This is a genomic window from Akkermansia sp. GGCC_0220 (genome assembly GCF_017566105.1).
GTDB lineage: Bacteria > Verrucomicrobiota > Verrucomicrobiia > Verrucomicrobiales > Akkermansiaceae > Akkermansia > Akkermansia massiliensis.
In genome coordinates this window covers 1-1,026 of the sequence record NZ_JABFCI010000049.1, presented here as the reverse complement: position 1 = coordinate 1,026, position 1,026 = coordinate 1, and the positions used below count along the sequence as shown (strand labels likewise).

Genomic DNA, 1,026 nt, shown 5'->3' with positions numbered 1-1,026 from the left:
TTTCCCTGCTCGATCCCCTCCTGGAAAGCAAGACCATTTCCACGGACGTCTACGGACAGCAGAGCGTCGAGTGGACGGAGTACACCGCTCCTACCAGGCGCACCCGGTTCAGCCGCATTCCCACTTCAAACATGGTAGCCGAGTCTCTTGTCGTGGACGGCTTTACCGTAAGCCAGACCGACCACTCCGGAATCCGTTCCTCACAAACCCGCTCCTACGCCTCCACGGGCATGGTTCTCAAGCAGACGGACTCCAGAGGCAATGCCGCGACGACTGAAACCGACCTTGCGGGACGTCCTGTCAAAACTACCGATTCTGCAGGCAACGTGACTACCACTAGCTACTCGCCCTGCTGTGACAATCCCGCCTGCATCATCGACGCCCTGGGGGGAACAGTTTGCTATTCTTATGACATACGCGGCAGAAAGACGGCCAAGTACGGCACCGCCACCCAGCCGGCCTGCTTCGCCTACGACGAAGCCGATCACATGGTCTCCCTGACTACCTTCCGGGCAGATGAGGGAGACATCACTTCCGATCCTTGCGGCCGTACTGACGGAGACACCACCGCGTGGCTCCATGACGAGGCTACGGGGCTTGAACTCAAGAAGACCTATGCAGACGGGTCCTGTGTCTCCAAAACCTACGACACTCTCAACCGTCTGGAGACATTGACCAAGGCCAGAGGAATCACCACCACCTACGCCTATGCTCCTCTCACCGGGGAACTCGTCTCCGTCTCCCACAGTGACGGTACGCCAGGATGGGAGTTCTCCTGCAACCACCTCGGACAAATGACCTACGTCCGGGACGCCTCCGGAATCAGGGAACTTTCCTATGATGCCTATGGCCGCATAATCCAGGACACTTCCTTTGGAACCGTAGAAAGCTCCATTCAGGAACAATATGATGTCTTGGGACGTTCTGAAGGTTACCGCCTGATGGTCGGCACACGCACGGTGCAGCACTCTCATCTTGACTACGATTCCAAAGGTGCCATCATCGGGATGAATCTGGAAGGACTGG

General features: G+C 57.3%; 1 pseudogene. It reads left to right on the top strand.

Features of this window, described 5'->3' with window-relative positions:
- Positions 1–1,026, top strand: a pseudogene (locus HJW02_RS12910) (RHS repeat protein); the annotation flags it as partial.